The sequence below is a fragment of the Georgenia satyanarayanai genome, assembly GCF_900116375.1.
Lineage (GTDB): Bacteria > Actinomycetota > Actinomycetes > Actinomycetales > Actinomycetaceae > Oceanitalea > Oceanitalea nanhaiensis.
On record NZ_UETB01000002.1, the window covers coordinates 24,250 to 44,542 of the forward strand.

Genomic DNA, 20,293 nt, shown 5'->3' on the forward strand with positions numbered 1-20,293 from the left:
CTCGGACTGAGTGCTGACCGGGTCCCCGTCGACCCACTGACGACGCTACGGACGGGCCTGCCGCGCCTCCAGAGGCCAAGGTCCCGGCGTGCGCCCGGCGGGCCTCGCGGCTCTGCCAGAATGGGCGCTCATGAGCACCCCCGAGGTCGAGTCCCTCAGCTACGAGCAGGCCCGCGAGGAGCTGCAAAACGTCGTCCGGCGCCTCGAGACGGGCGCGGCGACGCTCGAGGAGTCGATGCTCCTGTGGGAGCGGGGTGAGGCCCTCGCCGCCCGTTGCCAGCAGTGGCTCGACGGCGCCCGCGAGCGCCTCGCCAAGGCGCAGCAGGCGACCGAGGGGGAGCAGTGAGCGCCCCGCTCCTCGTCCTGGGCGAGAGCCTCATCGACATCGTCGACCGCGCCGGTGAGGAGCCCGCCGAGCACGTCGGCGGGAGCCCGGCCAACGTCGCGGTCGGCCTGGCCCGGCTCGGCCACGCGGTGGAGCTGGCCACCTGGTTCGGGCGCGACGAGCGAGGGGACCGGGTGCGGGCCCACCTCGAGCGTGACGGCGTGGGCGTCGTCCCCGGCTCCGACGGCGCCGAGCGCACCTCGACCGCGCTCGCGCGCCTCGACGGGACCGGCGCGGCCGAGTACGAGTTCGACATCACCTGCGACCTGCCGAACCTCGACGGGCGCGCCCCGCGCCTCGTCCACACCGGCTCGATCAGCGCCGTCCTCGAGCCGGCCGCCGCGCGCACCGCCCGCCTGCTCGACGCCGTCGCCGCGACGGCCACCGTCACCTACGACCCCAACGCGCGCCCCGCGATCATGGGCTCCGCCGCCGAGGCCCGGGAGCGGGTCGAGGCGCTCGTCGCGCGCTCCGACGTCGTCAAGGTGTCCGACGAGGACGTCGCGTGGCTCGCGCCGGGCGAGCCAGTCGCCGACCTCGCCCGTGGGTGGCTGGCCCTGGGTCCCGCCGTCGTCGTCGTGACGAAGGGCGGTGAGGGCTCGGAGGCCTACGCGGCCGGCGGCCTGACCGTCAGCGTCCCCGCGCCGCCCACGACCGTCGTCGACACCGTGGGCGCGGGTGACTCCTTCATGGGCGGGATCATCGACGGCCTCGTCCGCGCGGACCTCGTCGGCGCGGACCGCCGCGAGCGCCTGCGCGACATCGACGCCGAGACGCTGCGGACGGTGCTCGAGCGCGCCGCCGCCGTCGCCGCCGTCACCGTCTCCCGCGCCGGCGCGAACCCGCCCACCGCCGCCGAGCTCGCGTAACCCCGCCCACCCCTCTCACGCCGACAGCGCACCTACCGCACCCCGTTTCCCGCCGACAGCGCACTTAGCGCGCCCCCCATTCCGCCGACAGTGCAGTTACCGCCGGCAATCTGGGCGGTAACTGCACTGTGGGCGACAAGTGCACTGTCGGCGAGGAGGGGGGTTGGGGTGAGGGTCAGATGACCGGGGGGCCCTCCTCGAGGACCTCGGTGACGAGGGCGGCGATGGCCGAGCGCTCGGAGCGGGTGAGCGTGACGTGCGCGAAGAGCGGGTTGCCCTTGAGCATCTCGACGACGGCCGCGACGCCGTCGTGGCGCCCCACCCGGAGGTTGTCGCGCTGGGCGACGTCGTGGGTGAGGACCACCTTGGAGTTCTGCCCGATGCGGGACAGCACCGTGAGGAGCACGTTGCGCTCGAGGGACTGTGCCTCGTCGACGACGACGAAGGCGTCGTGCAGCGAGCGTCCCCGGATGTGGGTGAGGGGCAGCACCTCGAGCATCCCGCGGGCGAGCACCTCGTCCAGGACGTTGCGGTCCACGAGCGCGCCGAGGGTGTCGAAGACGGCCTCGGCCCACGGCCCCATCTTCTCGGCCTCGGTGCCGGGCAGGTAGCCGAGCTCCTGCCCGCCGACGGCGTAGAGCGGGCGGAAGACGACGACCCTGCGGTGCTCGCGCCGCTCGAGGACGGCCTCCAGCCCGGCGCACAGCGCGAGGGCGGACTTGCCGGTGCCGGCGCGGCCGCCGAGGGAGACGATCCCGATGTCGGGGTCGGTGAGGAGGTCGATCGCGACACGCTGCTCGGCGCTGCGGCCGTGGACCCCGAAGACCTCCCGGTCCCCGCGCACGAGTCGCAGGCGTCCGTCCGGTGTCACCCGGCCCAGGGCCGAGCCGCGGCCGGAGTGGAGGACGACGCCCGTGTGGCACAGCTCCTCGGTGAGGTGGCCCGCCATGGCGAGCCCGGCGGTGTCGAGCTGCTCCTCGCCCCACAGGGTGGCCATCTCCTCGTCGGTGAGGTCCGCCGTCGTCATCCCGGTCCAGCCCGAGGCGACGACCTGCTGGGCGCGGTACTCCTGGGCCGGGATGCCCAGCGCGGAGGCCTTGACCCGCATGGGCAGGTCCTTGGAGACGACGGCGACCTCGTGCCCCTCGGCGGCGAGGCTGGCCGCCACGGACAGGATGCGGGTGTCGTTGTCACCCAGGCGCAGGCCCGAGGGCAGCACGTCGGGGTCGGAGTGGTTGAGCTCGACGCGCAGCGTGCCGCCGGAGGTGCCGACGGGGACGGGAACGTCCAGGCGGCCGTGGCGCACGCGGAGGTCGTCGAGGATGCGCAGCGCGGTGCGCGCGAAGTAGCCGAGCTCGGGGTGGTGCCGCTTGCCCTCGAGCTCGGTGACGACGACGACCGGCAGCACGACGTCGTGCTCGGCGAAGCGCCCGATCGCGTGCGGGTCGGAGAGCAGGACGGAGGTGTCGAGCACGTAGGTGAGGCGCACGGCGGTGTCGGACAGCTGCGCCTGGGCGAGGTCGGCGAGCGGGTCCGGGTGGGTCAGGGTCATGACGGTTCCCTCCGGCGCACCGGCGGTGACCGTGCCGGGCGCGGTGAGTAGGGCGAGCGGCCTGCCGGCGGGGCCGGCGGCCCCTGCGAACGTCGCATCCATCGGTGGGCCTCCCGGAGGGCAGCGGGTGTGCTGCCCGTCACACCCGACGCTAGGCCCGCACGGACGCAAGAGGCCCACGACACTCCCAAGGCGGAGGAGAGTTCACCCGACGTTCATCCCTGCGCCCCTCACCCACCATCAGCGACCAGCTGCGACGTCGGGGGCGGGGGTCAGCGGCCGAGGCGGCGTTCGCGCTGGGTGTAGTCGCGCAGGCCGCGGAGGAAGTCGACGCGGCGGAAGTCGGGCCAGTAGGCCTCGCAGAAGTAGTACTCGCTGTGGACGCTCTGCCACAGGAGGAAGCCGCCGAGCCGCTGCTCGCCGGAGGTGCGGATGACGAGGTCCGGGTCGGGCTGCCCCTTGGTGTAGAGGTGCTCGGCGATGCCCTCGACGCTCAGCGCCTCGACCGCCTCCTCCAGGCTCAGCCCGCGCTCGGCGTAGGAGTGCAGCAGGGAGCGCACGGCGGCGGTGATCTCGTAGCGCCCGCCGTAGCCGACGGCGACGTTGACGTGCATGCCGCCCACGTCGGCCGTGCGCTCGACGGCGCGGGCCAGCCGCTCGGCGACGGCCTCCGGCAGCAGCTCCAGCGCCCCGACGACCCGCAGCCGCCACCGGCCGGAGTCGGCGAGCGTGTCGACGGCCGAGGCGATGATCTCGAGCAGCTCGGCGACCTCGTCGGCGTCGCGCTGGAGGTTGTCGGTCGACAGCATCCACAGGGTGACGATCTGCACCCCGGCGTCCTCCGACCAGCCGAGCACCTCGGTGATCTTGTCGGCGCCCTTGCGGTGGCCGTGGGAGGCGGGGTTGCCCAGCGCCCTGGCCCAGCGCCGGTTGCCGTCGAGGATCACCCCGACGTGCCGCGGGGTGGCGGACCGGTCGAGGCGGCGGGCGAGACGGCGCTCGTACAGTCCGTACAGCAGGCGGTGGGGCCGCATGTCCTGGGGCACTCCTGACGACGGGGCGGGACGACGGGCTCAGGCTACTCCGACGGTGGGCACGGCACGGTGGTCCCGTCCACTACGCTGGCGTAAGTTACGGCAGCGTAGGTTGTCCGTCCGTCCCCGGAAGGAGGTGCCGGTTGACACCCGACACTCCCCCCGCCCGTCGCACCGAGGTCGCCGGCACGGCCGGGTCGGTCGCCGAGGCCGTCAAGCCACGCCTGAGGGGCTGGGTCCACGCGGGCACGGCACCCCTGGCCCTCGTCGCGAGCATCGTCCTCGTCGCGCTCGCGCCCGCCGGCGCGGCCACCGTCTCGACGGCCGTGTTCGGCGTGTCCGCCGTCCTCCTCTTCGGGACGAGCGCGATCTACCACCGCGGCACCTGGTCCCCGCGCACGGCCGCGGTGCTGCGGCGCCTGGACCACTCCAACATCTTCCTGCTCATCTCCGGCACCTACACCCCGCTGGCGGTCCTCCTGCTGCCGGCCGGCACGGCGCGGGTGCTGCTCACGGTCGTGTGGGTGGGCGCCGTCGCGGGCATCCTCATGCGGGTCCTGTGGCTCGGCGCCCCACGCTGGCTGTACGTGCCGATCTACGTCGCCCTCGGCTGGGTGGCCGTGTGGTTCCTGCCCGACTTCTCCCGCGCGGGCAGCCCGACGATCATGTGGCTCGTCATCGCCGGCGGCGCCTGCTACACCCTGGGCGCCGTCGTCTACGGCACCAAGCGACCCAACCCGAGCCCTCGCTGGTTCGGCTTCCACGAGATCTTCCACGTCGGCACTGTGGGTGGCTACTGGTGCCACTACGCCGCCGTCGCGCTCGCCGTCGCCGCCGCCTGAGTCAGCGCCCCGGGCCGGCCTCCGGCCCCTCGGCCTCGTCCTGCGCCCGGCGGCGGCCCTCGTGGTCGACCTTGCGCACGTGCCTGGTCAACGAGCGGAACAGCAGCCAGCCGACGAAGGCGAGCACGACGAACACGATGAAGCCCGCGATGCCGGGCGTGACGGTGTAGATCGTCATCTCCGGGTCGGGCGCGGGAGGCGTCGGCGTCTGCATGGACAGCGCGAGGAGGACGAGGGTCACGCGCTCAGCCTACGCAGCCCCGCGAAGAGGTCGTCCTCGGGGATCTCGACCGGCACGCGGGACTCGGCCAGCTCGAACTGCTCCACCGGCCACACCTCCCGCTCCACGTCGCGCGGCACCTCGAAGAAGAAGCCGTCGGGGTCGATCTGCGTGGCGTGGGCGCGCAGCGCCTCGTCGCGGCGGTCGAAGTACTCCTCGCAGCGGACCCGGGTGGTGACGGTCCGCTGGGGCCGGGTGGCGGCACGCTCGAGCCAGTCCTCGAAGGGCGAGACGAGCCCGCGCTCGTGCATGGCGTCGGAGATCGCCCGGATCCGGTCGAGGGAGAAACCGACGTCGTAGTAGAGCTTGGACACCTCCCACGCCGGGCCGGCGTCGGGGAACTGCTCGGGGTCGGCGGCGGCGTGGAAGGCCGCGACGGAGACCTCGTGGGTGCGGATGTGGTCGGGGTGGGGGTAGCCCCCCTCCTCGTTGTACGTCGTCATGACGTGGGGACGGAAGGTGCGGATCTCCCGCACGAGAGCCTCGACCGGCACCTCCAGCGGCTCGAGCGCGAAGCAGCCCTCAGGCAGCGGCGGCAGCGGGTCACCCTCGGGCAGCCCGGAGTCGACGAAGCCGAGCCACACGTGCTCGATCCCCAGCGCCTCGGCCGCCGCCGCCATCTCCCGACGGCGGTAGGCGGGCATGTCGGCGAGGATCGTCGTGTCGTGGGCGAGCTTCGGGTTGAGGATGTCGCCGCGCTCACCGCCGGTGCACGTCACCACCCGCACCCGGTGGCCCTCGGCCACGTACCGCGCCATCGTCGCGGCACCCTTGCTCGACTCGTCGTCGGGGTGCGCGTGCACCGCCATGAGGCGCAACTGCTCGCTCACTGTGTTCCTCCTGATCTGGACCGGCACCGATTCTCGCCCGCCACGGTGCCCGGGGGCAACGCCCGTGACGCGCGCCATGGACGACAATGGGGGACGTGAGCACCCCTGACGACGAGCAGCGCGCCGCCCTCGAGGAGCGTTACGGGGCCGCGCCCGACGCCGCGACCCGGCGCCGTCGTCGGGTCCTTCTCGCCGTCCTCGGCGTCCTCGCCGTGACGGCGTTCGTCGTGCTCGCCGTCGTCTCGACCGACGAGGCGGTGCGGACCGAGGACGCCGCCTTCACCGTCGTCGACGACTCCGCCGTCGAGGTCACCTTCGTCGCCCACATGGACCCCGGCACGACGGCGGAGTGCACGGTCCTGGCCCTCAACGACTCCTTCGCGCAGGTCGGGGTGGCCCGCGTGGCGGTCGGCCCGGCGGCGGAGCGCAGCACCCTGGTCACCGCCCGCGTCGCCACGACCGAGCCGGCGACGGGCGCCCGGGTCTCGGGCTGCCGCGAGACGACCTCCTGAGGGGCGGCACGTCGCTCTTCTGCCGTCCGTCTGGCGGGATTTGCTATCCTGGCGCCATCGCCCCGCGCGGCGAGCAGCGCAGCGTCGCCCGTCGCGGCCAGCGCGTACGCCCGAAAGCCTCGGCCCGACCAGCGGCCGGGGCTCATGATTTTTTGTGTTGGATGAAGGAGGAGACGTGGCCGAGACAGCGACCACCTGGCTGACCGCCGAGGCGTACAACCGCCTCAAGGCAGAGCTCGAGCACCTGACGGGGCCCGGCCGCGCCGAGATCACCGAGCGCATCGAGGCGGCCCGCGCCGAGGGCGACCTCAAGGAGAACGGCGGGTACCACGCCGCCCGCGAGGAGCAGGGCAAGATGGAGGGCCGGATCGTCCAGCTCACCGAGCTGCTGCGCAACGCGCAGGTCGGGGAGGCCCCGGCCGACGACGGCGTCGTCGAGTCCGGCATGGTCGTCACCGCGAAGGTCGCCGGCGAGCAGGAGATCTTCCTCCTCGGCTCCCGCGAGGCCGCCCAGGACGTCGACGTCGAGGTGCTCTCCGAGCGGTCCCCGCTCGGTGCCGCCATCGTCGGCAAGAAGGCCGGCGACTCGGTGAGCTACACCGCGCCCAACGGCAAGTCGATCGCCGTCGAGATCGTCGAGGTCAAGCCCTTCACGGGCTGAGGCCTCGCCGGAGCGGGGTGCGGGAGGCTGCGGCCACCCGCACCCCGCTCCCGCGTCCTACCGGACGGACTGGAAGACGACGCCGTAGCCCGCCTCCCGCAGGGCGGTCACGACCTCGTGGCAGTGCGCGGTGCCCTTGGTCTCCAGCTCCACGCCGATCTGCACCTCGGCGACCCCGAGGTCCGCGGCCGTGCGGTCGTGCCGGATGCTGACGACGTTGCTGCCCGTCTCGGCCAGGACGCCGAGCAGCCCGGCCAGCGACCCGGGCTGGTCCGGGACGCGGACCTCCATCTGGAGGTAGCGACCGGCCGCCACGAGGCCGTGACGCAGGATCCGGTGGAGCACGAGCGTGTCGACGTTGCCACCGGACAGGACGACGACGACGGGCCCCTCGAGGTCACCCGACCCGTCGAGCAGCGCGGCCGCACCCACCGCCCCGGACGGCTCGACGACGAGCTTGGCGCGCTCGCTGAGGAGGAGCAGCGCCTGCGCGATCGCCTCCTCGCTCACCGTGCGGACCTCGGCGACGTGGCGCCGCACGATCCCGAGGGTGAGCTCGCTGGGGACCGGGACGGCGATGCCGTCGGCGATCGTGCTCATTCCCTCCAGCGGGACCGGCCGACCGGCGGAGAGCGAGGCGGGGAACGCCGCGGCCCCCGTCGCCTGGACCCCGACGACCCGCACGTCCGCCCCGCGGGCGTGGACGGCGGCCGCGATCCCGGCGAGCAGTCCCCCTCCCCCGGTGGGGACGAGGATCGTGCGGACGTCCGGCACCTGGTCGAGGATCTCCAGGCCCATCGTCGCCTGCCCCAGCACGACGTCGCGGTGGTCGAAGGGCGGGATGAAGACGCGCCCGGTCGCGGCCGCCTCCCGCTGCGCGGCCGTCAGCGCGCCGGCGATGTCCGCGCCCTCCTGACGCACCTCGGCGCCGTAGCCGCGGGTGGCCGCCAGCTTGGGCAGGGCGGCGCCGCGCGGCATGTAGACGACGGCGGAGATGCCGAGCTCGCGCGCGGCGAGCGCCACGCCCTGGGCGTGGTTGCCGGCACTGGCGGCGACGACCCCGCGTGCCCGTTCCTCGGGGGTGAGCCGGGACAGGCGGACGTAGGCGCCGCGCAGCTTGAAGGACCCGGTGCGCTGAAGGTTCTCGCACTTGAGGAGGACCGGTGTCCCGGCCACGCCGGTGAGCGCCCCGCTCCTCTCCACGGGGGTGCGGGTGGTGATGCCGCTCAGCAGCGCGGCGGCGTCCTCGACGTCGGCAAGGGTGATCTCACTCACGGGGACGGAGGACCTCCTGCGCGCTCGTCGTCGTCTGTCGGGTCCGCGGTGGGAACGGATGCGGTCGCGGTCGCGTCCTCGTCGCCGTCGTCCTCGTCGTCCGGGAAGGAGTCCGCGATCGATCGGAAGAGGGTTCCCGGTGGACCGCCGGGGCGGTACCAGTCGGTGGCCACGCTCGGGTGCTTGTCGTGACCGTGGAGATAGAGGACCACCGTGTTGACGACGGCCGCCACCGGCACGGCGAGCAGGGCGCCGAGGATGCCGGCCACCCCCGTGCCCGCGGTGACGGCGAGCAGCACGGCCACGGGGTGGAGGGAGACGGCGTTGCCCATGAGCCAGGGCTGCAGGAGGTTGCCCTCGATCTGCTGCACGAGCAGGACGATGAGGAGCATGATGACGGCGGTCTGGACGCCCTGGTCGACGAGCGCGACGAGCACCGCGACCGAGCCGGTGACGAGCGCACCGACGATCGGGATGAAGGAGCCGAGGAAGACGAGGATCGACAGCGGCAGCACGAGCGGCAGGCCGAGGATCGCGGCGCCGAGGCCGATACCGATCGAGTCCACCAGGGCCACGAGGATCTGGGTCCGCGCGTAGTGCCCCAGGGTGATCCAGCCACGGATGCCGGCCTCGTTGGCACGGTTGCGGGCCCGGGTGGGAACGAGGCGGACGAACCACTGCCAGATGCGCCGCCCCTCCCGCAGGAAGAAGAAGAGACAGAAGAGGGAGATGATGCCGCCCGTGGCGACCTGGGTGACCGACGTCGTCGCCGCCAGCGCCCCCGAGACGAGCGCGCTGGAGTTGGCCTCCAGCTGCGCCATCCCCTCGTCCAGCCACGTCCGCAGCTGCGACTCGTCGATCCCGAGGGGGCCGTCGGAGAGCCAGCTGAGGAGCTCCTCGAAACCCTGGGTGGCCTGGTCGGCGAGGTCGGAAAAGCCGGCGAGCACCGAGCGGCCGGCCAGCGTGAGCAGGCCGACGACGAGGGCGAGCGTGCCGAGCAGCGTGACCATCGACGCGAGCGTGCGCGGGAAGCGCAGCCGCTTGCGCAGCCACGAGGAGACCGGGTCGAGCAGGACCGCCAGCAGGATCGCGACGACGAAGGCGACGACGACCGTCTTGAAGACGATGACGAGGTAACCGACCAGGGCGGCCGCGGCGGCGATGGCGAGCACCCGCCAGGACCAGGCGGCAGCCGCACGGACCGGCAGCGGGACGGCGAGCTCGGCGGGGTCGTCCTCACCGAGCCGGGACTCGTGGACGACGCGCGCGACCACGGGCGATGCCTCGAGCGAGTCGCTGCGCCGGGCGGGGATCAGCCGGGAGAGCCACCCGGGCGGCGTGTTCTCGGACATGAGCCCCAATCGACGTGGTGGACGAGCCGACCACAGCCTAGAGGACCGGCCGCGGCTCCCAGGGAATACCCAGGGGGAGGTGGTGTTGTAGATGAGCGCCGGCTGCCGTCCCCCCGCGGCAGTCGGCGTCTCTACTGCTGGAGGTCACGATGTTCTTCCGTCCCGAGCCCCGCATGGTCACCGCCGAGGAGGCGCTGCCCGGGCGCCAGGCACCCGGCTACACCGTGCCCGAGCGCCACGAGGTGCTGGGCACCTCGATGCGCGGTCCCTGGCCGGAGGGCACCGAGGTGCTCTACGTCGCCATGGGCTGCTTCTGGGGAGCCGAGCGGATCTTCTGGACGCTCGACGGCGTCGTGACGACGGCGGCCGGGTACATGGGCGGCTTCACGCCCTACCCCACCTACGAGGAGGTGTGTACCGGCCGGACCGGGCACACCGAGGCCGTGCTCGTCGCCTACGACCCGGCGCGCACCGACCCTGAGCGCCTGCTCAAGGCCTTCTGGGAGAACCACGACCCGACGACGCCGAACCGGCAGGGCAACGACCTCGGCACCCAGTACCGCTCGGCGGTCTACTGGACGACGCCGGAGCAGCAGCGCGCCGCCGAGCTCACCAGGGACGCCTTCGGGCGCGTCCTGGCCGAGGCCGGCCACGGCCCGATCTCCACCGAGCTCGCACCTGCCGGCACGTTCTACCCCGCCGAGGGCTACCACCAGCAGTACCTGCACAAGAACCCGGGCGGGTACTGCAACCACGGCCCGAACGGCTTCAGCTGCCCCGTCGGGCTGCTGCGCCAGGACCAGGTCCCGGCCCAGCAGGACGTCCTGCCCCCGGCCTGAGGTCCGCCCCTTACGCACTGTGCGCCCGTCGGGTGCACCTCGCGCCCGGAAGACGAGGCGCATGGTGCACCCGGCGGGCGCACGGTCGTGAGGAGAGGTGGCGGTTACTCGACGCCGACGATGTCGACGACGAACACGAGGGTGTCCTCGCCGCCGATGCCGGCCTGCGGGACACCGCGGGAGCCGTAGCCGTGCTCCGGCGGGATGGACAGCAGGACGCGTGAGCCGATCGCCTTGCCGACGAGGCCGTCGTCCCAGCCACCGATGACCATGCCCATCCCGATGGGGAAGGAGATGGTCTGGCCGCGGGCGTAGGAGCTGTCGAAGACCGCTCCGTCCCAGATCTGGCCGTGGTAGTTGACGACGATCGTGTCGCCCGCCTCGACGGCCGCACCGTCACCGGCCTCGAGGACGGCCACCTGCAGGCCGTCGGGTGCCGGGGTGCCCGGGAAGGTCAGGGTGGGCTCGTCGCCGAAGGAGCCGGACGCGATGGGGAGGTTTGCGCTCATCGCACCAGACTACGGGGCGGTCCGCGGCCCGCCCGCGCAGCCGTCCGGCAGGCACCCGCCCTCGCTCGCCACCTTGGCCTCGACCGCCGCCCACATGGCCGCCAGGCCCCGCGCGAGCGCCCGCAGGTCCTCGGGCGCCATGGCATGGAGGATCTCCATCCCCACCCGCCACCCGGCGGCGTCGTGCTCGGCGATGAAGGCCTCCCCGGCCGGGCTCAGCGCGGTCAGGCGCACCCGTCGGTCGCGCGGGTCCGCGCGGCGCTCCACCATGCCGCGCTCGACGAGCCGGTCGACGATGCCGGAGACCGTCGGCATGGAGACGTCGAGGTGGCGTGCCAGGTCGTGCCCGCCGAGGGGGCCGTGGGTCGCGAGCAGGGCGACGAGCTTGAGCTGCTGCATCGTCAGCGTCGAGCCGAGGATGGGGCCGAGCTGCTCGTGCACGAAGAACTTCGCGACCATCTCCCCGGCCGCCCTCACCTCGTCGATGAGGCGGTCGTGCTCGCTCGGGCACTGCTGGCTCACGCGTGCTACCTTACTTCGGGTTTGCCTAAGTGTTGGGCCTGCCCGTCACTTTACCCCACGCCGTCAGACGGAGACCTCGTGTCGTCACTCGCCCGGTTCAGCCTTGCCAACCGCGCCCTCGTCGCCCTCGCCACCGTCCTCGCCGTCCTCGGCGGCCTGTGGGCGACGACGACGCTCAAGCAGGAGCTCATCCCCCCGCTGGACCTGCCGGTCGTCGGCGCGGTCACGACCTACCCGGGCGCCTCGCCCGAGGTCGTCGAGCAGCAGGTGAGCGACGTCGTCGAGCAGGCCGCCGGCGTCGTCGCCGGCCTGGAGGGCACGACGTCGACGTCGAGCGCCGGTTCCTCCGTCGTCCTCCTCGAGCTCGCCTACGGCACCGACGTCACCAACGCCCAGCAGGAGCTCCAGGCGGCGATCACGCGCCTGGAGCCGGTCCTGCCCGAGTCCGCCGACACGCAGGTCGTCAGCGGCGGCATCGACGACCTCCCGGTCGTCCAGCTCGCCGCCGCCACGAGCGGGGACCAGGAGCGGGCCGCCGAGGTGCTGCGCACCGTCGTCGTGCCCGAGCTCGAGCGCCTCGAGGGCGTGCGCGACGTCCAGCTCAGCGGCGTCCAGGACCCACTCGTCCGCATCGACGTCGACCTCGCCGCCCTCGCCGGGGCGGGGGTGGACCCGAGCGCGATCGCCGACACGCTGCGCGCGAACGGCGCCGTCGTGCCGGGCGGCACCATCACCGAGGACGACCGCACCCTGTCGGTCGAGACCGGCACCCGGCTCACCTCCGCCGAGGAGATCGCCGCGCTGCCGATCGCCACGGAGTCCGGCCCCGTGGCGGTCGGGGACGTGGCCGAGGTCAGCGCCGAGCGCGCCGAGGCGACCTCCTTCAACCGGACCGACGGCGACCCGAGCTTCGGCCTGGCCGTCACCAAGACGCCCGACGGCAACACGGTCGACGTCTCCCAGGAGGTCCAGGACCTCCTCGGAGAGTTCGAGACGGCCCTCGGCGACGGCGCCGAGATCACCGTCGTCTTCGACCAGGCGCCCTTCATCCAGGACTCCATCAAGGACCTCGCGACGGAGGGCCTGCTCGGGCTCGTGTTCGCCGTCGTCGTCATCCTGCTCTTCCTGCGCACGTGGCGGCCCACCGGCGTGACCGCGCTGTCGATCCCGCTGTCCCTCATCGTCGCGCTCATCGGCCTGCGGACGGTGGGCTACACCCTCAACCTCTTCACGCTCGCGGCGCTCACGGTGTCGGTCGGGCGCGTGGTCGACGACTCGATCGTCGTCATCGAGAACATCAACCGGCACCTGTCCTACGGCAAGGACCGCCGTACCGCGATCCTCGACGCCGTGCGCGAGGTGGCCGGCGCCATCACCTCCGCGACGATCGCCACGGCAGCGGTCTTCGTGCCGATCGGTCTCGTCGGCGGCATGGTCGGTGAGCTCTTCCGCCCCTTCGCCTTCACCGCCGCGCTCGCGCTGCTCGCCTCGCTCTTCGTCGCCCTGACGATCGTGCCGGTGCTCGCGTACTGGTTCGTCCGCGGGCCCAGGCCCGGCGAGGACGCCGCGGCCGTGCGCGAGGCCGCCGAGGCCAAGGAGCGCTCCGGCGCCCTCCAGCGGACCTACGTCCGCACGCTGCGCACCGCTCTCGCCCGGCCGTGGGTCGCGGTCCTCCTCGCCGTCGCCGTCCTCGGCGGCACGGTGGGCCTGGCGACGCAGCTGGAGACCGAGTTCATCGGCGACACGGGCCAGAACACCCTGTCGGTCACGCAGGCGCTGCCGCCGGGCACCTCCCTCGAGGCCGCCGACGCGGCAGCGCAGGAGGTCGAGGCCGTCGTCGCCGAGCTCGACGCCGTCGACACCTACCAGGTGACCGGCGGGGCCGGTGACTCCGCCATGGCCTTCTTCGGGGCGGGCGGCGAGACGACCTTCTCCATCACCCTGGACCTCGACGCCGACGCCGTGGCCGCCGAGGACGAGCTGCGCTCGCGTCTCGCCGAGCTCGACACCGCCGGTGAGCTCACCGTCGCCACCGGCATGGCCGGCTTCTCCGGCAGCCTCGAGGTCGTCGTGAGCGGCGCCGACGGCGAGGCCGTGGAGTCCGCCGCCGCCGACGTCCTCGCCGCCGTCGAGGGCATCGACGGGACGACCGACGTCGCCTCGAACCTCGCCGCCGAGCTGCCCACGCTGCTCGTCGAGGTGGACCGCGACGCCGCCGCCGCGCTCGGGCTCAGCGAGGCCCAGGTGGGGCAGACCGTGTCCACGGCCCTCCAGGGCACCACGGTCGCCTCGATCAACACCGAGGACGGGCGCAGCGACGTTGTCATGGACGTCGGGCAGACGCCGACCACCCGCGAGGAGCTGCAGGCCCTGCCGCTGACCACGGCGCTCGGCCCGGTGCCGCTGTCGGAGGTGGCCGAGGTCCGTGAGGTCGAGCAGCCGGTGTCCATCACCCGCGCGGACGGCCTGCGCAGCGCGACGATCAGCGCGACGTCCACCGCCTCGGACCTCGGCACGGTGACGAGCGAGCTCCAGGCCGCCGTCGACTCCCTCGACCTGCCCGACGGCGTGGTCGCCGAGGTGGCCGGTGTCAGCGCCGAGCAGGAGGAGGCCTTCGCCAACCTGGGCCTGGCCCTGGCGCTGTCGATCGCCATCGTCTACCTCGTCATGGTCGCGACCTTCAACTCCCTCGTGCAGCCGCTCATCCTCCTCGTGTCGGTGCCCTTCGCGGCCACCGGCGCCGTCGGGATGCTCGTCGTCACCGGCAGTCAGCTCGACGTGCCGGGCCTCATCGGTGCGCTCATGCTCGTGGGTGTCGTCGTGACGAACGCGATCGTCCTCATCGACCTCATCAACCAGTACCGCAAGCAGGCCATGGGGCTTGACGAGGCGATCGTCGAGGGCGGTCGCCACCGCCTCGCGCCGATCCTCATGACGGCGGCGGCCACCATCGCCGCACTGGTGCCGATGGCGATCGGCATCACCGGCGGGAGCGCCTTCGTCTCCCAGCCGCTCGCTCTCGTCGTCATCGGCGGCCTCATCACCTCGACGTTCCTCACGCTCCTGCTCGTGCCGGTGCTCTACCTCCTCGTCGAGCGGCGTCTGGAGAAGCAGCGCGCGCGGCGGGCCGAGAAGCAGCCGGACCTCGTGGAGTCAGCGGGCGCCTGACCGAGGACGGGAGCCGGGCACCTGGTGCCCGGCTCCCGTCGTCCTCAGCCCAGCCGGTCGGCGAGCCACTCGAGCTGGCGCTCCCGCTGGAACTCGGTGCCGCCCTCGTGCTCGTTGAAGGGGTAGACCTCGATGTCGACGTGCCCGCCCCACCGGTTGGCCGCGGCGTAGACCGTCGACGGCGGGCAGACGGGGTCCATGAGGGCGACGGAGTAGAGGGCGGGCGCCTGGGCCCGCTTGGCGTGGTTGACGCCGTCGATGTAGGACAGCGTCCGGAAGGTGTCCTCGACGCGGTGCCGGTGGGCCGACAGGTAGGTGCGCACCTCGGCGAAGGGCCCGGCCGGCGCGGACTCCACACCCCGGCGGACGTGGGACAGCCACGGCACGTCGGGCATCGCGGCGGCGACGTCGATCAGGCCGGCGACGGCGGTGGTGATCGCCCCGCCCTGGCTCACCCCGGTGACCGCGACCCGCGCCGGGTCGACGCCGGGCAGCGCACGCACGGCCTCGACGGCGCGGACACCGTCGGTGTAGACGCGCCGGTAGTAGTGGTCGTGGGGGTCCTCGATGCCGCGGGTGAGCGTGCCGGGGGCGGCGACGCCGGCGCCCGCGGGGTCGGGCGTGGCGCCGAAGCCGTTCGTCGGCGCGGTGCCCTGCCCGCGGGTGTCCATGACGACGTAGGCGTAGCCGGCGGCAGCCCAGGTCAGACGCGTGTGGGCGAACCCGCGCCCGCCCCCGTACCCGAGGTACTCGACGACGGCGGGCAGCTGCTCGTCCGCGCGTCCGGCGGGTCGCAGGTACCAGCCCTTGACCCGGTGGCCGCCGAAGCCGGAGAAGGTGAGGTCGGCGGCCTCGATCGCGCTGAGGTGGGCGTCCACCGGCGTGAGCTCCACGGCGAGGTCGTGGGCGCGGGTCTCGGCCAGCGTCCGGGCCCAGAAGTCGTCGAAGTCGGCCGGCTCGGCGACCTCCGGACGGTAGTGGGGCAGCTCGGCGGCGTCGATGTCGAAGAGGGGCACGGCCGGAAGCCTAGCGCCGCCGCGGGGCGGCAGACGCCGAGAGCCGGACCCCTCGGGGGGATCCGGCTCTCGGCGCGGGAGAAGGGCGGGGCTACTCGCCGCCGCGGAGGATGGCGATGAGGCGGAGGAACTCGAGGTAGAGCCACACGAGCGTGACGATGAGGCCGAACGCGGCCGACCACGCGTAGCGCGAGGGGATGCCGCCCTCGACTCCCCGCTTGATCGCGTCGAAGTCCATGATGAGGCAGAAGGCCGCGAGGCCGACGGCGAAGACGCCGATGATGACGCCGAGCGGGATGCCCATGATCTCCACGCTCGTGCGCAGGCCGAAGGCGGAGTCGCCCGAGCCGAAGAGCATGATGCCGAGGTTGACCAGGGAGAACAGCGCGTAGCCGACCATCGCGATGAGGACGAAGCGGGTGAGCTTCGGGGTCACGCGGACCGCGCCGCTCGAGAAGAGCAGGAGGGTGGCGACGAAGGTGGCACCGGTCGCGAGGACCGCCTGGAGCACGATGCCCGGGTAGAGGCTCTCGAAGAGCATCGAGATGCCACCGAGGAAGAGGCCCTCGGCCGCGGCGTAGACGGCGATGAGCGCCGGGCTGGGCTCGCGCTTGAAGGCGTTGACCAGTCCTAGGACCAGGCCGACGGCGAGACCGCCGAAGGTGGCCAGCGGGTGGCCGTCGAGGACGAACCAGTTGAGGGCGCCCATCGCGACGACGAGCGCGAGGAGCCCGCCGGTCTTGATGATGACGTCGTCGTAGGTCATCCGGCCGGTCTGGGCGGGGCCGGCGGCCGGCTGCTGGTAGGCCTGCTCGAGGTGCTGCACCTGGTAGGGGTCCGCCGCCGGCGGCTGCTGGTAGGTGGTCCCGCCCTGCGGCGCGTAGCCGGGGTGGGCGGGGTAGCCGTTCGGGGTCGTCGCCCGCTGCTGGCGTCGCTCGCCGAAGTACGGGCTGTTCTCGAAGACTGGATTGCTCACTCAGTGCCTCCTGGTCGCAGCGCGGGCAGAAAGCCGACGCCATGGTGTGTCCGCGGCCCATCCTATGGGGGTGCCGTGGGACGGCCCGCACTCTTCTCAACGTCCCCCCGCCCTGCCGTGTTCCCGCCTCGTGCGCGGGGCGGAGCACCTCCTCCCCCACGAGCGGGAGGCCGCCGCGGCGCAATCTCCCTCCTCAGGGCGTCGCGGCGCACCCCTGCCGCCCTCTACGGTGGGAGCCGGACAAGGAGGTAGGCATGATCGAAGCCCATGAGCTCACCAAACGGTACGGGGACAAGACCGCCGTCGACCGGGTGAGCTTCACCGTGCGGCCGGGCACCGTCACCGGCTTCCTCGGCCCCAACGGGGCCGGGAAGTCGACGACGATGCGGATGGTCGTCGGACTGGACCGGCCGACGTCGGGCACGGTGACCGTCAACGGCCGCCCGTACGCCGAGCACCGCACCCCGCTGAAGGAGGTCGGGGTACTGCTCGACGCCAAGGCCGTCCACACCGGGCGGTCGGCCTACCAGCACCTGCGCGCGCTCGCCGCCACGCACGGCATCCCGACGGACCGGGTGCGGGAGGTCATCGAGATGACCGGCCTGCAGGCCGTGGCCCGCAAGCGGGTGGGGGGTTTCTCGCTCGGCATGGGTCAGCGTCTGGGCATCGCCTCCGCCATGCTCGGCGACCCGCGCACCCTCATCCTCGACGAGCCGGTCAACGGCCTGGACCCGGAGGGCGTCAAGTGGGTGCGCACGATGGTGCGCCAGCTCGCGGCCGAGGGGCGCACCGTCTTCCTCTCCTCCCACCTCATGAGCGAGATGGCCCAGACCGCGGACCAGCTGCTCGTCATCGGCCGTGGTCGGATCATCGCCGCCGGGCCGGTGCAGGAGATCATCGACGCCACCCGGGGTGTCACCGTCCGGGTCCGCTCGCCGCGTGCGAGCGAGCTCGGCGACCTGCTCGCCCGGGCGGGTGCCACGCTGCGGGCCGCCGAGCCGGGCCTCATGGAGGTCACCGGCCGCACCGCCGAGGAGATCGGTGACCTCGCCGCGGCTTCCGCCATCCCCCTGCACGAGCTCACGCCGGTCCGTGCCTCGCTCGAGGACGCGTACATGACCCTCACCCAGGACGAGGTCGAGTACCGCTCCGAGCCGCAGCACGGCAACGGCACCTCCACCCTCAGCGAAGGAGCCGCCCGATGAGCGCCACCACGTCTGCCGCCACGCGCACGGTCACCGTCCGCCCGGTGGGTCTGGGCCGCGTCCTGCGCTCGGAGTGGATCAAGCTCTGGTCGCTGCGCTCGACCTACTGGACCATCGCGCTGACGCTGCTCGCGATGCTCATGCTCTCCCTGCTCATGGCGGTCGCCGCGCGCGCCGTGGCGTCCGACGAGTCCTTCGCGCCCGCGGAGGTCGGGCTGGACGGCCTCACGGTGCTCGGCACCGCCTACGGGATGGCCCAGCTCGTCATCGCCGTCCTCGGTGTCCTCGTCGTCACCGGTGAGTACTCCACCGGGATGATCCGCTCCTCGCTCACCGCGGTGCCCACCCGCCTGCCCGTCCTCGCGGCCAAGGCGGTGCTCGTCGCGGTCGTGTCCTTCGTCGTCGGCGTCGTCGGGATCGCCCTCGCCTACGTGCTGACGATGCCGATGCTCGCCGACGCCGGCGGCGCGGCGGAGCTCAGCGACCCCGACACCCTGCGGATGTTCTGGGGCACCGGGCTGTACCTCGCCGCCGTCGGGCTCTTCGGCCTGGCGATCGGCACGCTCGTGCGCCACTCGGCGGGAGCGATCGCCGTCGTCGTCGGGATCCTGCTCATCCTGCCGACGGTCCTGCAGGTCGCGATGAACGGCCTGGACTGGCTGCGCGACATCTACCCCTACCTGCCGACGACGGCCGGGGACCGGATCATCACCGCCGGCGGACCCGGCGAGGCCATGTCGGGGATGCCGGGCATGCCGGAGCTGCTCGACCCGTGGGTCGGGTACGGCGTCTTCATGGTCTACGTCGTCGTCGCCCTGCTGGCCGCGGCGCTGCTCCTGCGTCGCCGGGACGCCTGAGCGCCGCGGTCGCTCACCTCGACCGCTCCGCAGAGACGGAACTGCGCGCCTGACATGTCAGGCGCGCAGTTCCGTCTCAGCAGGAGAGCTCGACAACTACTCCTTCGCCGCGGACGGCGAGGGCTGCTTCTTCTGGTCGCCCGTCGCCGCTGCGACGAAGGACGCGCGCGGGCTCTGCAGGGAGCCCAGGGCGACGAGCTCGCGGCGGAAGAAGAGCGCGGTGGTCCAGTCGAGGACGATGCGGACCTTGCGGTTGAAGGTGGGCATCGCCCACATGTGGTAGCTGCGGTGCATGAACCAGGCGACCGGGCCGCGGAGCTTGAGCCCGCCGACGTTCGCCACGCCCTTGCCCAGTCCGAGGGACGCGACGGTCCCGATGTTCTTGTGCTTGTAGTCCTCGAGCGGCTCACCGCGCAGCGCGCGGACGAGGTTCTGTGCGAGGTGCTTGGCCTGGCGCACGGCGTGCTGGGCGGTGGGGCCGGTCGTGGCACCGTGCTCGCCGGTGAGGTCCGGCACGGCGGCGCAGTCACCCGCGACCCACGCGCCCTCGACCACGCCGTCGTCGTCGACCACCTGGAGGGTCGGCAGCGCGCGCACCCGGCCGCGCTCGTCGAGCGGGAGGTCGGAGCTGCCGAGGACGGGGTTGGCCTTGACGCCGGCGGTCCACACCACGGTGTCCGCCTCGAACTCCTCGCCGGTGGAGAGCTTGATGTTCCCGTCGACGCAGGACTCGAGGAAGGTGTTGAGGTGGATCTCGATGCCGCGGGCCCGCAGCTGCTCGAGGGCGTAGCCACCGAGCTCCTCGCCCACCTCGGGCAGGATGCGGCCGGCGCCCTCGACGAGGACGAAGCGCATGTCCTCGCGGCGGATGCCGTCGAAGTTCTTGGCGGCGGCGCGGGCCATGTCCTCGATCTCCCCCAGCGCCTCGACGCCGGCGAAGCCGCCGCCGACGAAGACGAAGGTGAGCTTGCGGCGGCGCATCCCGGGGTCCCAGGTGGACGAGGCGACGTCCATCTTGCCGAGCACCTGGTTGCGCAGCGCCGTGGCCTCCTCGACCCACTTGAAGCCGACGGCGAAGTCCGCGAGGCCGGGGATCGGCAGGGTGCGGGCCACGGCGCCGAGACCGACGACGAGCTCGTCGTAGGACAGCTCGTAGGGCTCGCCCTCCTCGACCGGCTCGACGACGACGCGTCGCTCACCGTGCCGGATCTCCGAGACGCTGCCCGTGACGAGCGTGCAGCCGCGCAGCACCCGGCGCAGCGGCGCGACGACGTGGCGCGGCTCGAGGGCCCCGGCGGCGGCCTCCGGCAGGAAGGGCTGGTAGGTCATGTAGGAGCGCGGGTCGACGATCGCGATCTCGACCTCCTCGCGGCTCATCCGCTTACGCAGGCCGAGCGCGGTGTACAGGCCGATGTACCCGCCTCCGAGGATGAGGATGCGCTTGGTGCGGCGCGGGCGCGGCGTGCTGGCAGGGGCCGTTCCGGTCGAGGCAGTCATACGTCGATCGTAGGTGGCCGATGTCCGCTTCGCGCGGCGCGGGCCCGTACTGTCCCGCATCTCACGCCCGGGTCAGATGAACTCCTCGACGTTCTCGTCGTGGCGGGAGGTG

General features: G+C 73.0%; 20 protein-coding genes. 9 read left to right on the top strand and 11 right to left on the bottom strand.

Annotated features, from left to right (window positions below):
* Nucleotides 1-130: 130 nt before the first annotated feature.
* Together DSZ44_RS04245 and DSZ44_RS04250 are read left to right on the top strand one after the other, a co-directional pair.
* Nucleotides 131-346, top strand: coding sequence for an exodeoxyribonuclease VII small subunit (locus DSZ44_RS04245; protein ID WP_110851653.1), 216 nt, complete (start codon nt 131-133; stop codon nt 344-346).
* On the top strand, nt 343-1,254 hold the full coding sequence (locus tag DSZ44_RS04250) for a carbohydrate kinase family protein (RefSeq protein WP_110851380.1): 912 nt from the start codon (nt 343-345) through the stop codon (nt 1,252-1,254). The genes DSZ44_RS04245 and DSZ44_RS04250 overlap by 4 nt, the downstream gene beginning before the upstream one ends.
* 175 nt (nt 1,255-1,429) lie before the next feature.
* Here the strand turns inward: DSZ44_RS04250 and phoH2 are convergent, their stop codons facing one another.
* Nucleotides 1,430-2,908: an RNA 5'-3' helicase PhoH2 gene (gene phoH2 / locus DSZ44_RS04255; protein WP_373681224.1), complete on the bottom strand. Its 1,479-nt coding sequence runs from the start codon at nt 2,906-2,908 to the stop codon at nt 1,430-1,432.
* Between the two features lie 170 nt (nt 2,909-3,078).
* Complete coding sequence (locus tag DSZ44_RS04260) at nt 3,079-3,840, bottom strand: isoprenyl transferase (protein WP_110851381.1); 762 nt, start codon at nt 3,838-3,840, stop codon at nt 3,079-3,081.
* 143 nt (nt 3,841-3,983) lie between these two features.
* Between DSZ44_RS04260 and trhA the strand changes: the two genes are divergently transcribed.
* Nucleotides 3,984-4,682 (top strand): PAQR family membrane homeostasis protein TrhA, encoded by a 699-nt coding sequence (trhA, locus tag DSZ44_RS04265; protein ID WP_110851382.1) that lies wholly within the window; start codon nt 3,984-3,986, stop codon nt 4,680-4,682.
* Nucleotide 4,683: 1 nt separating this feature from the next.
* On the opposite strand, the gene DSZ44_RS04270 is transcribed toward trhA, so the two are convergent.
* Nucleotides 4,684-4,923, bottom strand: a complete 240-nt coding sequence (locus DSZ44_RS04270; protein ID WP_110851383.1) for a hypothetical protein — start codon at nt 4,921-4,923, stop codon at nt 4,684-4,686.
* The gene (gene mca, locus DSZ44_RS04275) at nt 4,920-5,792 is read right to left on the bottom strand and encodes a mycothiol conjugate amidase Mca (protein ID WP_373681225.1); all 873 of its coding nucleotides are present in this window, start codon (nt 5,790-5,792) and stop codon (nt 4,920-4,922) included. Before mca ends, DSZ44_RS04270 begins: the two co-directional genes overlap by 4 nt.
* A 95-nt stretch (nt 5,793-5,887) precedes the next feature.
* Between mca and DSZ44_RS04280 the strand changes: the two genes are divergently transcribed.
* Together DSZ44_RS04280 and greA are read left to right on the top strand one after the other, a co-directional pair.
* The gene (locus tag DSZ44_RS04280; protein WP_181424533.1) at nt 5,888-6,304 is read left to right on the top strand and encodes a DUF4307 domain-containing protein; all 417 of its coding nucleotides are present in this window, start codon (nt 5,888-5,890) and stop codon (nt 6,302-6,304) included.
* Between the two features lie 175 nt (nt 6,305-6,479).
* A complete protein-coding gene (gene greA, locus DSZ44_RS04285) occupies nt 6,480-6,965 on the top strand; it encodes a transcription elongation factor GreA (protein ID WP_110851385.1) in 486 nt (161 codons plus the stop codon).
* Nucleotides 6,966-7,022: 57 nt separating this feature from the next.
* Here greA and ilvA read toward each other — a convergent pair whose 3' ends face one another.
* Both ilvA and DSZ44_RS04295 read right to left on the bottom strand, forming a co-directional pair.
* Entirely contained in the window at nt 7,023-8,240 is a 1,218-nt protein-coding gene (gene ilvA, locus DSZ44_RS04290) for a threonine ammonia-lyase (protein WP_110851386.1), read from the bottom strand.
* Nucleotides 8,237-9,592, bottom strand: a complete 1,356-nt coding sequence (locus tag DSZ44_RS04295; RefSeq protein WP_110851387.1) for an AI-2E family transporter — start codon at nt 9,590-9,592, stop codon at nt 8,237-8,239. The genes ilvA and DSZ44_RS04295 overlap by 4 nt, the downstream gene beginning before the upstream one ends.
* A 149-nt stretch (nt 9,593-9,741) precedes the next feature.
* On the opposite strand from DSZ44_RS04295, the gene msrA reads away from it, so the two are divergent.
* Nucleotides 9,742-10,431 (top strand): peptide-methionine (S)-S-oxide reductase MsrA, encoded by a 690-nt coding sequence (gene msrA / locus DSZ44_RS04300; protein WP_110851388.1) that lies wholly within the window; start codon nt 9,742-9,744, stop codon nt 10,429-10,431.
* A gap of 104 nt (nt 10,432-10,535) precedes the next feature.
* Here msrA and DSZ44_RS04305 read toward each other — a convergent pair whose 3' ends face one another.
* Nucleotides 10,536-10,940: an FKBP-type peptidyl-prolyl cis-trans isomerase gene (locus tag DSZ44_RS04305; protein ID WP_110851389.1), complete on the bottom strand. Its 405-nt coding sequence runs from the start codon at nt 10,938-10,940 to the stop codon at nt 10,536-10,538.
* 9 nt (nt 10,941-10,949) lie between these two features.
* On the bottom strand, nt 10,950-11,462 hold the full coding sequence (locus DSZ44_RS04310; RefSeq protein ID WP_110851390.1) for a MarR family winged helix-turn-helix transcriptional regulator: 513 nt from the start codon (nt 11,460-11,462) through the stop codon (nt 10,950-10,952).
* Nucleotides 11,463-11,540: 78 nt separating this feature from the next.
* Between DSZ44_RS04310 and DSZ44_RS04315 the strand changes: the two genes are divergently transcribed.
* Nucleotides 11,541-14,630 (top strand): efflux RND transporter permease subunit, encoded by a 3,090-nt coding sequence (locus tag DSZ44_RS04315; RefSeq protein ID WP_110851391.1) that lies wholly within the window; start codon nt 11,541-11,543, stop codon nt 14,628-14,630.
* Between the two features lie 44 nt (nt 14,631-14,674).
* Here DSZ44_RS04315 and DSZ44_RS04320 read toward each other — a convergent pair whose 3' ends face one another.
* Both DSZ44_RS04320 and DSZ44_RS04325 read right to left on the bottom strand, forming a co-directional pair.
* Nucleotides 14,675-15,646: an acetylxylan esterase gene (locus DSZ44_RS04320; protein ID WP_110851392.1), complete on the bottom strand. Its 972-nt coding sequence runs from the start codon at nt 15,644-15,646 to the stop codon at nt 14,675-14,677.
* Nucleotides 15,647-15,737: 91 nt separating this feature from the next.
* On the bottom strand, nt 15,738-16,622 hold the full coding sequence (locus DSZ44_RS04325) for a Bax inhibitor-1/YccA family protein (protein ID WP_110851393.1): 885 nt from the start codon (nt 16,620-16,622) through the stop codon (nt 15,738-15,740).
* A 254-nt stretch (nt 16,623-16,876) separates the two neighbouring features.
* Between DSZ44_RS04325 and DSZ44_RS04330 the strand changes: the two genes are divergently transcribed.
* The gene (locus DSZ44_RS04330; protein WP_110851394.1) at nt 16,877-17,827 is read left to right on the top strand and encodes an ABC transporter ATP-binding protein; all 951 of its coding nucleotides are present in this window, start codon (nt 16,877-16,879) and stop codon (nt 17,825-17,827) included.
* Nucleotides 17,824-18,684 carry an ABC transporter permease subunit gene (locus tag DSZ44_RS04335; RefSeq protein WP_110851395.1) on the top strand — a complete coding sequence of 287 codons (861 nt, stop codon included), beginning with the start codon at nt 17,824-17,826 and terminating at the stop codon, nt 18,682-18,684. Before DSZ44_RS04330 ends, DSZ44_RS04335 begins: the two co-directional genes overlap by 4 nt.
* Nucleotides 18,685-18,780: 96 nt before the next feature.
* On the opposite strand, the gene DSZ44_RS04340 is transcribed toward DSZ44_RS04335, so the two are convergent.
* On the bottom strand, nt 18,781-20,181 hold the full coding sequence (locus DSZ44_RS04340) for an NAD(P)/FAD-dependent oxidoreductase (protein ID WP_258369218.1): 1,401 nt from the start codon (nt 20,179-20,181) through the stop codon (nt 18,781-18,783).
* Nucleotides 20,182-20,293 lie beyond the last annotated feature (112 nt).